Below are 10,613 nucleotides of genomic sequence, written 5' to 3' on the forward strand. Positions count from 1 at the left end.
CAGCATCATCAGCTCGCGGAGCGGGCAAAGGACCGCACTTTTGGTGGCCGAAGGTCACAACGCGCCGGCCGTGAACCGTACCGATAAGGACTATCGCCTTCTAACCGAGGGCAAACGGCCCTCCCCTGGGTCGGCGTCCCCCCGTAGCGTCGAGTCAAAATTCCCGGCTATCGAGAGGATGCGATGAATCAACCGCAATCAACGCTGCCGGGTCCAGTTACCTCCAGCGTTCCCGACCAGCCCGGGTGCTCGGTGCTGGTGGTTAGAGACTGAGCACGGAGGCTAGCCCATGGGTGAGACGATCGCGATCGGCAAGGTAGCCGGGATTCCACTGCGTATCCACTGGAGCGTGTTGGTCATCTTGTGGCTGTTCACCTGGAGCCTGGCTTCGACCCTGCCGGCGACGGCGCCCGGCCATTCGGAACTGGTTTACTGGCTGGCCGGCCTGGCGGGTGCGGCGGCGCTGCTCGCCTCACTGGTGGCTCACGAGTTGATGCACGCCGTGTCGGCTCGGCATGCGGGCGTTGAGGTTTCGGGCATAACGCTATGGTTGTTCGGCGGGGTCACGCGACTGGGTGACGAAGCACCGACGGCGGGCGCAGAGTTGCGGATCGCGGCGTCGGGACCTGCGGTGAGCCTGGGTATAGCGGCGGTGCTCGCCATCCTGGCCGGGTTGCTTGACGCACTCGGTGTCGCGCACATCATCGTCGGTGTCGCGTGGTGGCTGTCGAGCATCAACCTGGTACTCGGGTTATTCAACCTGTTGCCGGGTACGCCGCTTGACGGCGGCCGAATCCTGCGCGCCTACCTGTGGCAACGACATGGTGACCGGGTGCGTGCCGCGGTCAGCGCGGCACGCGGGGGCCGCATTCTCGCCTATACCCTGATCGCGCTGGGTCTGCTGCAATTTCTCGCCGGCTGGTTGGTGGCCGGGGTGTGGATGGTGTTCATCGGCTGGTTCGTCCTCGCCGCAGCGCGCGCCGAAGAGAGCCAGGTATTGACGCGGCAGGCCCTCAGCGGCATATGTGTCGGTGACGTGATGACGCCACACCCACGTACCGTCCCCGCCTGGATCACCGTGGAAGATTTTGTCCAAAGCTATCTCCTGGGCGACCGGCATTCCGCCTACCCGGTGGTGAACCGAGATGGGGCGGTGGTGGGACTCATCACGTTGACACAACTGCGTTCCGTTCCACCCGCGCAGCGTTTCCAGACACTGCTGCAAGACGCAGCGATACCGATCGATCAGGTGCCAGCCGCAGCACCCCGCGAGCCGATCACCACCCTATTGGACCGGCTGACACCGACCACGGGTGGCCGCGCGCTTGCCGTCGATGACGGGCGAGTTGTCGGCATCATCACCGCACGCGACATCACTCGACTGATCGATGTGCGTCAACTCGCCCGGCAACGTGACAGGGGCTGACACGGCCACCGGGGACGCTGCCCCGCCGGCGCTACCCGACCGTGATGCTCTGACCGGGCCCAAGACGGTAAACCCGCCCGCGGCATTCAACCACGATCGGTTCAGTGTCGCCCGCTTCGGCGCTAAGGACGCCGCTTCGCCCGCTGATCCGTAGCTGAAGACGGTGCCGGCGGTAGGTGAACGTGAATTGGAGCGGGTCGAGTGGTTCGGGCCAGTGCGGGCCGAGGACCAGCCGATCGTTACGCAGCTCCAGACCGGTGAAGCACCGTTGCAACAGGTCGAGGCTGCCTGCCATGGCCGCCAAATGGATCCCTTCCGCAGTGGTGCCACCTTGGATGTCGGCGATATCGGACTTCAGCACCTGTTCGAAGTAGTTCAGGGCATTGTGCCGATTGGCGCGGGCGAGAACCCATGAATGCACCACCGCGCTGAGGGTTGAACCGTGCGATGTCCGCGCCAGGTAGTAATCGACTGTTCGCGGGATCTGCTCCGGGCGGAAATGGTAGCCAAGCCGGCCGAGAATGCCCAGCAACTCCTCGGACGACAGTAGATAAAACAGCATGAGTGCATCGGCCTGCTTGGACACCTTATAGTTGGTCACGCTGTCGTTTTCGGCCTCAAGGATGCGGTCAAGCCGCTGGATGTTCCCGTACCGCTGCCGGTAGCGGTCCCAATCCAGCTCTGCCAGTTCCGAGTAGCCCTCGAACTGGCTGATCACACCGTCGTGGAAGGGGACGAACATGCGCCGGCTCACGTCAAGCCACCGGTCGTGTTCTTGGGTTGTCAGACCAATCTTCTCCAGAAGGTCAAGCCGACCGCGCAGCGACAGCCGATCGAGAGCCTCTACGGCGCGCATGATTACCCAAACCGCCATCACGTTGGTGTAGGCGTTGTTGTCGATCCCGTCGTACGGTCGGCCCGGGTAGCCCGAGTGGAACTCGTCGGGGCCGATCACCCCGCGGATCACGTACCGACCGCGGCTATCGTCCAGGCTGGCCCGGCTCACCCAGAAGCGTGCGATCTCGGCCAACATTTCGGCACCGCACTCAAGCAGGTAGCCTCGGTCGTCGGTGGCCTGGTAGTGCTGCCAGAAGCTGTATGCGACGGCAAGGCCCACGTGATGTGCGCGTGCGCTGGGGTCTGGATGCCAGCGACCCGACCGCGGATTGAGGTGCAGTTGCGGGCTTGCCTCGCTGCCGTCGCTGGCCGATTGCCAGGGATACATCGCGCCGAGATAGCCCGCCTTGCGTGCTGCCCGGCAGGCCTCGGGCAGTCGTCGGTAGCGATAGTGCAGCAGCGAGCGCGTCCGGTTCGGCTGATGCAGGGTCAGCACCGGAATAATGAACAGCTCGTCCCAGAAGACATGGCCGCGGTAGGCCTCACCGTTCAGTCCTCGAGCGGGCACCCCAGCATCCAGATCGGTGGTGTGCGGTGAAATGGTCTGCAACAGATGCAGGGTGTGCAGCCGAATGGTCCGCAGCGATTCCGCGTTATTGCCCACATCGATATCGAACTGCTCCCAGAGCCTTCTCCAGGCGCGAACGTGGTCCCGATGCAGATCCGCATACCCTGCCAGTGCGCGCAGACAGCGCTGCGCGTCGCTGGCCGGCTCTGATATCGCCGTATCCCGGCCGGTGAAGATCGTCACGACCTTCTCCAGAACCACCGTCTGCCCAGCCGCCAGGCTAACCTCGATGTGGTGGCCACAGCGGCCCGGTTCGTGCACGAACCGATATCGCGCATCGATGGGGACACCGTCGGAACACACCGTGCTACGGGCTGCCAGTGCGATCGACACATCCGACTGCACCGTTCGGGTGTGCACCAGAACTGAGTCGGGTGCTACTTCGGCTAGCCGCGATGCGGTGAGGTGTGTGCTGGACAAGGAGCGGTAACGGTCCACCAGACTGTTGTCCACGTTCGCATCCAGCATTGACCGGAATTCCACCGCCCCGGACCAGTTTTCGGCGCAGATGGTGGTCTGCATCGCAACCACATGCGGCTGATCCATGGAGGCGAACCGCTGCTGGGCCATCGTTATGACACGGCCTGCTATGTCTCGGAATCGCAGCTCGCGGGTCATCGCCGCCCGACGCAAGTCCAGAGTCTGACGATACTGCAGCACGTCAGTTCGATCGATGTCGAACCACTCCCCACCGTCCACCCGGAAGGTGACCGGCAGCCAGTTGGGCAGATTGACCAAGGATTCGTTTTCGACGACCCGCCCGGCTACCTGATCTGTCAACTTGTTGTAGACCCCAGCGACATACGTACCGGGGTAATGCACCGTGCCTGCGGACGACTCTGGCGCGCAGCCACGAACCCCGACGTAGCCGTTTCCCACCGTGCACAATGCCTCGCGCAGCAGCTCGTGGTCCGCTTCGTAACCCTCGAATACCAAGAACCACGACTCGTCGGGTTCTGCTGTCATTCCGGTGAGGTCATCTGTGAACCGCCGAACGAATTCGCATACCGCAGTAGGGCCGTCGAGGCTGAATGTGGCCGCAGACGGCCGGTCGCCCGCTTCGTCGCTACGCACCACGATTCCTACGCCGTTGAAGCGCACAGCATCGAAGGCGTCCTCGTCGGTGAGGTCATCACCGACATAGATGGGCAACCATCCGTTCGTCCCAGGTTGATCTGCAGCAATGCGCTTCAGGATCCAACCCACCGTTGCTCCCTTGTCCCAATCAACGTTGGGGCGAAGTTCGATGACTTTTCGGCCGTTAGTCACCCGAAAGCCGTCGCTGTGTGCGAGCCTGCGCACCGCTGCGGTCACACCATCGATCAATTCGGTTTCGACATTGCGGTAGTGCACGGCAACGGCGAAGCGCTTGTGCTCGACCATGACACCGGTGACACCGGACAGCGACTCCCGCAAGCGCACTGCGGCCTGCGCCAGCGGGCCAACCGCTGCTGCCGCAGCAGCATTTTGGTGGTGGCCCCCATCCGGACCGACTAACTCGAAGCCGTGACTACCCGCGAACCACAGCCCGCCTACCCCGACCCGGGCACGGACATCCTCCAGGTCGCGGCCGCTGACGACGACGGTCGGGCATTGAGCCGCCAGTCTTTCCAGCACCGCCGCAGCGCCGTCAACCAGCGTCGCCGACCTAGGGTCGTCGACGATCTCGGAAAGGGTGCCGTCGAAGTCGAGAAAGATCACCGGACGTCGAGCAACGGCCAGCATCTGCAGCGGGACACAGACCTGGAGAATGTCGGGAAGAGCCGTGATTTCGGCATCACCGCCTCGCACCGTGACCTCGGCGAGGTCGGCGACCACCGTGTCGGCACCGCAAGACAGCAGCGCATCGGCACGCCCGATGCGGTCGACACCGATCACCAGGCTGAACCCACCGTCGCGGCCCGCACGCACACCCGCTTCGGCATCCTCGACCACCACGCAACGATCAGGCCGCATCCCCAGTCGGTTCGCCGCCTCCACGAGCACCGCCGGATCCGGTTTCCCGGGCAGCCCGAGCTGGTCGGCGACGACGCCGTCGACACAAGCACCGAAGAGATCACCCACACCAGCGGCGTGCAGAACTCGTTCGCAGTTGAGGCTGGCGGAATAGACTGCCGTGGCAATGCCGGATTCCCGAAGCCGATGCGCCAGCGTGATCATCGAGCCGAAGTGCGTCCTCCCGGCCGCGGGGTGAATCGGCGCGGTGTCGGTCACCGCGCCGTCGAGGTCGAAGATGACTGCGTCGTGATACCGCCTGTCGATCGTGACCGGCCTCCCCCTGACGGTCATGACGGTGCCGCAGGCGGAGCCTTTGCGGATTTCGTGGTCAACCGCGGGCGGACGACAATCACCGGAATCCCCGCGGCCTGGGCGACCGCGGAACTGACCGACCCTAAAAGCTGGCCGGTGAATCCACCACGGCCATGGCTGCCCATCACCACTAGTTGAGCCTTCTCGGCCGCCTGCAAGAGCCAGCGGGCTGGCTGGCCATCGACCACACGCCGCTGGACAGGCACATCAGGATATCGTTCCTGCCACAGCGCAAGGCGTTCTGCGAGGATTTCGTGTCCCCGCTGTTGGTAATAATCGCGCCAGTCCAGACCGAGGATCGGGAACCCCCCGACGTCACTCCAGGCATGCAACGCCACCAGCTGTACCCCTCGGCGGGAGGCTTCGTCAAACGCCAGCTCTGTTGCTTTGTGTGAGGCGGGCGAACCGTCGATGCCTACCACCACGGGTGCATCGTGAGCGAAATCCTGACCGGTGTGAATTATTGCAACCGGGCCGTGCGCGTGACGAATCAGGCGCGTGCTCACCGAGCCCAGCAGCAGGCGACCGATGGCGCCTAACCCCGTACTGCCGACGACGATCATCCAGGCATCTTTGGAGGCATCGATCAACGTCGGCGCCACCTTGGCATAAGCCACCTCGGTGCGAACGTCGAGCGATGCGTCACCCCGGCTGGAGTCGACTACGCTGCGGGCTGCTGCGATGACCTCCTGCGCCGCATCGTTTTGCCAGTCAGAGATAGCAGAGTTTCCTCGACCGTCGGGCCATCCGACTTCCAGTGGGGGGACCACATGAAACAAGGTGATAGGTGCCTTGCGCATGATCGCCTCGCGCGTTGCCCAAGCTATGGCGGCATGGGATTCGGCCGATCCGTCAACACCGACCACTATTCCGTGTCTCGTCCTGGCTTCCGACATTTCGTGCTCCCACCAAACGCATCGTTAACTGTCGAACCGCTCGGCTCACTGGCTTGTCGAACGTGCCGATAGCGGTGTGCCGGTCGACCGGCCGGTACGACGTAACATTATGACCCACTCGGAGGATTCGGCAGAAGTCGTTGGGCCTCCATCGCGGGACAATTGGCCTCTCGACAGTTCGGAGTCGAGTGCCGCGCGCTCTAGTGAGCGGCCAGCGGAGCGGTCCACTGTACCCGGGTGCCGCCTTCGGGTGGTGAGCTGATCTGACAGGTGCCGCCGACTTGCTGTGCCCGATCCAGCATGTTGGCGAGGCCGCTGTGACGCTGATTGCCAGCGGGAATTCCGTGGCCGTTGTCGGTGACCACGATGCTCAGTCCGTCGGCAGCGCTGACCTCGACGGTCAGTCGACTAGCACCAGAGTGGCGGCATGCATTGCTGACGGCTTCCATGATCACTGCTTCGGCATGTTCGGCAAGCTCACCGTCGACGTCCATCATCGGCCCGTCGACCTGCACGGTGGTGACGATGTCGCGGTTCTCGGTCAAGCGGCCAACCATATGCTGCATGCGTTGCAGAAAACCACTATCGCGAGCCGGCCGGGATTTGAGCCGGAAGACGGTGGCGCGGATCTCGGCGATGACGTTTTGCAGGTCGTCGACCGTGCGGTCCAGCCGCGCTATGACCTCCGGAGAGCGGGTCCGGGCGATAGTGCCCTGCAGGTCAAGTCCGGCGGCGAACAACTGCTGGATGACATGGTCGTGCAGGTCGTGGGCGATGCGCTCGCGGTCGACCAGGATGTCACGTTCTTGCCTGGCCTGGCGGTTAATGGCCAGCATGAGCACGATCGCGGCGCGGTTGGCGAAGTCGCCCACCAAGCCCAGGTCGTTGTCGTCGAAGGCTGGCCGGTCCGGGTTACGGGCGGCGACCAGCACCCCCAGAGTTTCGCCGTCGGTGCGCAGCGGCACCACGATCGCCGAACGTTGACCGACATCGGTGAACCCCGGAATCGGGGCATTGAACGACTCGGTGATCACCGCCGCGCTGGAGCGGAAAACACCGCCGATGGTAGAGCCGTCCACTGGAACCTGCTGGTCGATCACCTCCTCCGCGTGCAAGCCCGCGGCCGCTGCTACGGTCAGGCTCGTCGTCTCTCCAGGGAGGTCGCGATCGGTCGGCACAAGCACGATCAACTGTTCGGCCTGCGTCAGCGCGATGACACGTTCGGCTATCACCTGCAGCGGCCTGGAGTGAGAATCCGTGTCGGAAAGCAGCGCGATGGTGACTTCCCGGTTGGCCTCAATCCACTGCGTCGCCGTGCGCAGCCGTTTGACCGTTCGTGCGTTGTCGACGGCGACCGCCGCTGCGCACGCCAACGCACCGACGACGGCTTCGTCGGCTTCGGTGAACGATTTCGACGGCTGGTCGTGGGTCAGGTACAGGTTGCCGAACAGTGTTCCCCGGATGATGATCGGCACGCTGAGCAGGGCATGCATCGCGGGGTGGTGCTCGGGGAACCCGACCGCCGCCGGGTGAGTGGTCAGATCGTCCAGGCGCAGCGGATGCGTGCGGACGAGCGACACGTCCAAGACACCCTTTCCGACCGGAAGGTGTCCGATCCGCCGGATGGTCTCCTGGTGAATCCCGGCGTTGACGAAGGAGGTGAGGGTGCCGTCGTGGTCGCGTACCGCAAGTGCGCCGTAGCGGGCCGAGGTCAACGTCATCGCCGCCACCACGACCCGGCGCAGTGTGGCATCGAGGTCGACGTCGGAGCTGAGCCCGACGATCACCTCCAGCAACTGCTCCATGTGGTCGCGCGCGGCCGCCAGCTCGTCGAGCTGCTGGTGCATGTCGCCGATCAGCGCCCGCTTGCCGAGCCTGCTGAATGCCGATTCGCCATCGCCGCTGGCCATCCAACCCACTTCCCGCTGAGCGGACAGATGCCGGTGTCGTCATACAGGTAGTTACCGCGTGGATGAGCAGACACAATGGCATGTCCGTTCGTCGCCATACTGCCATAACCGCGGCCGACGGACGATGCTTATGGCGAGCTTCAATCGGCTCGCCGGTGCCGGGTTGTCGACGGCTACAGACCGGTCGGGTAGGTCTTGGGTGTTTCCCCGGCGATCCACAAACTCGTCGCCTCCAGAGGTTCCAACGCCCGGGTCTGATCGATGTGGATCATCGCGTCGAATTGATCTGCGGGTCGGACGTGGAAATAGTGGCTTTGCCGTTCGGTTGCGGGTTGATAGATCACGCCGATGGCGCGGCCCAGCCGCACGGTACCAAGCGGGCCGGTCGCTTCGGAGCCGCCGAGCGTCGACACCAGAAAGTTCTTCCTGCCGGTTTCGTGGAGCAGTTCTTCGATGCTGCCGCTCAGCGCCGGCCGCACGACCTTGCGCTCGGCGGGTCCGCCCCACTCGCTGGCAGCGGTGACGGTACCGGTGTACGTGCTGAACCCGATCAGGCGCACCGCTGCACCGCCGTATCGCTGGCGGACGAGTTGACCGAGGGTGAGCTGGCCGTCACCGTGCACCTCGGTCGCCCTGGCATCGCCCACATGAGAATTGTGAGCCCACACCACGATTCGCGCCGGCGACGTGCTGAGACTGCGGTCCAGGTGCTCCAGCAGCGCGTCCAGGGTCTGGGCCATGTGTTGGTCCCGCAGGTTCCATGAGGTGACGCGTCCGCTGAACATGGTGCGGTAGTACGCCTCGGCGTTGCGGACCGTCTGGGCGTTCCGCAAGGCGTCGAACAGCTCGTCGGCAGCGATCAGCCCGTCCCGTTGCGCGTAGGTAAACGCGTTGCGCTGCATCTCGACCAACTGCGAGATCACTTCGCGTTCGCACGACGGGCCGGCACCGAACGCCGCACCGAAACCGTAGGCCTGGCCGTCGTCGCCGGAGGCGTGGTCGAAGCACGCGTAGCGGGTGCGCGCCCGCGCCGCCGCGGCCGGATCGACGGTGTCGAGGTAGCTGATCACTTCCTGGATCGAGCGGTGCAGGCTGTACAGATCAAGGCCGTAGAAACCGGTTTGGTTCTGGTCGGCTGATCTGCGGTGTCGGTTGTGAGCGTGCAGCCAGTCGACAAAGTCGCGGACCACCACATTGCGCCACATCCAGGCCGGGAAACGCTCGAATCCGCTCAATGCCGCATCGGCGCTATGGTCTTCGCCCAAGCCGCGGACGTAGCGGTTGACCCGGTGGGCGTCCGGCCAGTCCGCCTCCGCAGCGACCGCACAAAAGTCCTTCTCCTCGATCAGCCATTTCGTGATGGCGGCGCGGGCCCCGTAAAACTCGTGGGTGCCGTGCGAGCTCTCGCCGATCAACACGATGCGCGCGTCGCCGATCAGCTCGGCTAGTACGGCCGGCGGCGGCACCCCGGCCGGGGCGTCAACAGCCGCGCGGCCGACCACATCCGCCGGAGCCCGCCCCACCGGACCGTCCACGCGGGGCCGGGTGGTCGGCTTAGCGAGCAGCCGGCGAACCTCCTCGTCGGTGACCTGGGTGAAGTCCCAAAAGGATTCGCCGACCGCGAGAAACGGTGTGGGCATGGTGGCGCACACCATGTCGTCGACAAGGCCGGCGAACTCCCGGCAGGTCGATTCGGGAGCCGCCGGAACCGCGATCACGATGTGCGCCGGCTCGGCATCTCGCAATGCCTGCACCGCCGCGAACATGCTGGCACCGGTGGCCAGCCCGTCATCGACCAAGATGACCGTCCGGCCGGCCACCTCGACAGGTGGACGATCGCCGCGATAGGCCGCCTCGCGGCGGAGCAACTCCCGGCCTTCACGTTCGGCGACGTCGCGTAGTTGCTGCGGTGTAATTCGCAGGCCGCGCACCATGTCGTCGTTGACGACAATCCGTCCCCCGCTGGCCAGCGCGCCCACCGCGAATTCTTCGTGGCCGGGGGCGCCAAGTTTGCGCACGATGAAAGCGTCCAGCGGTGCCTGTAGCGCGGCCGCCACTTCCCAGGCGACCGGGATTCCGCCCCGTGCCAAACCGAGCACGATGACGTCGTCTCGGCCCCGGTATGCGTCGAGCAGACCAGCCAAGACCTGACCGGCCTCGCTGCGGTCACGAAATATCCGCCGCGGTTGTCGCTTGCTGACAGCTGCTCTGGTCATGGCGCCTTCACCTCCGTCGTGTCGTCTCCTGCTGCTTGACGACTGACAACACCGATCTCACCGCCCGGCGCCATTGCCGCGAAAGGGGCCGAAGTCCCGGTTGGCCAGGGCCGTTTGTCAGCGTATTGAGGAGGCATCCCGGGGCGGGCGAACCAGTGTTCACCGCCCGCGCGATCGGTGCCGGACATGATAGCGACGAACATCCCTATGGTATGAGGACTTCTGACCCTCCCCGGTGACCGGACAGGCGAGTGGAATCGGAAGCATCAAATCCACAAAACCCCCATCCACCTAAGGAGATTCTCAATGAAGTTGTCAAGCCGCCGCGGCGTTAGGTGTGGTGGGTTGATAGGCCTGGTGGTCGCGCAGCATGGCCCACAGGACGTTGAG

The 10,613-nt window shown here is 64.6% G+C and carries 5 protein-coding genes; 1 reads left to right on the top strand and 4 read right to left on the bottom strand.

The features are described from left to right. The first annotated feature begins 289 nt into the window (after window positions 1-289). Complete coding sequence (locus AC2VOP_RS04705) at window positions 290-1,426, top strand: site-2 protease family protein (protein ID WP_486959864.1); 1,137 nt, start codon at window positions 290-292, stop codon at window positions 1,424-1,426. 31 nt (window positions 1,427-1,457) lie between these two features. Here AC2VOP_RS04705 and otsB read toward each other — a convergent pair whose 3' ends face one another. From otsB to AC2VOP_RS04725, 4 genes are all read right to left on the bottom strand, one after another. Next, window positions 1,458-5,180, bottom strand: coding sequence for a trehalose-phosphatase (gene otsB / locus AC2VOP_RS04710; RefSeq protein WP_486959865.1), 3,723 nt, complete (start codon window positions 5,178-5,180; stop codon window positions 1,458-1,460). Beyond that, complete coding sequence (locus AC2VOP_RS04715) at window positions 5,177-6,097, bottom strand: universal stress protein (RefSeq protein WP_486959866.1); 921 nt, start codon at window positions 6,095-6,097, stop codon at window positions 5,177-5,179. The genes otsB and AC2VOP_RS04715 overlap by 4 nt, the downstream gene beginning before the upstream one ends. 200 nt (window positions 6,098-6,297) lie before the next feature. Continuing rightward, window positions 6,298-7,944: a sensor histidine kinase gene (locus AC2VOP_RS04720; RefSeq protein WP_486959869.1), complete on the bottom strand. Its 1,647-nt coding sequence runs from the start codon at window positions 7,942-7,944 to the stop codon at window positions 6,298-6,300. 236 nt (window positions 7,945-8,180) lie between these two features. Continuing rightward, a complete protein-coding gene (locus AC2VOP_RS04725; RefSeq protein ID WP_486959867.1) occupies window positions 8,181-10,223 on the bottom strand; it encodes an erythromycin esterase family protein in 2,043 nt (680 codons plus the stop codon). Between the last annotated feature and the right edge of the window lie 390 nt (window positions 10,224-10,613).

The sequence above is a fragment of the Mycobacterium sp. TH-M106 genome (assembly GCF_057473765.1).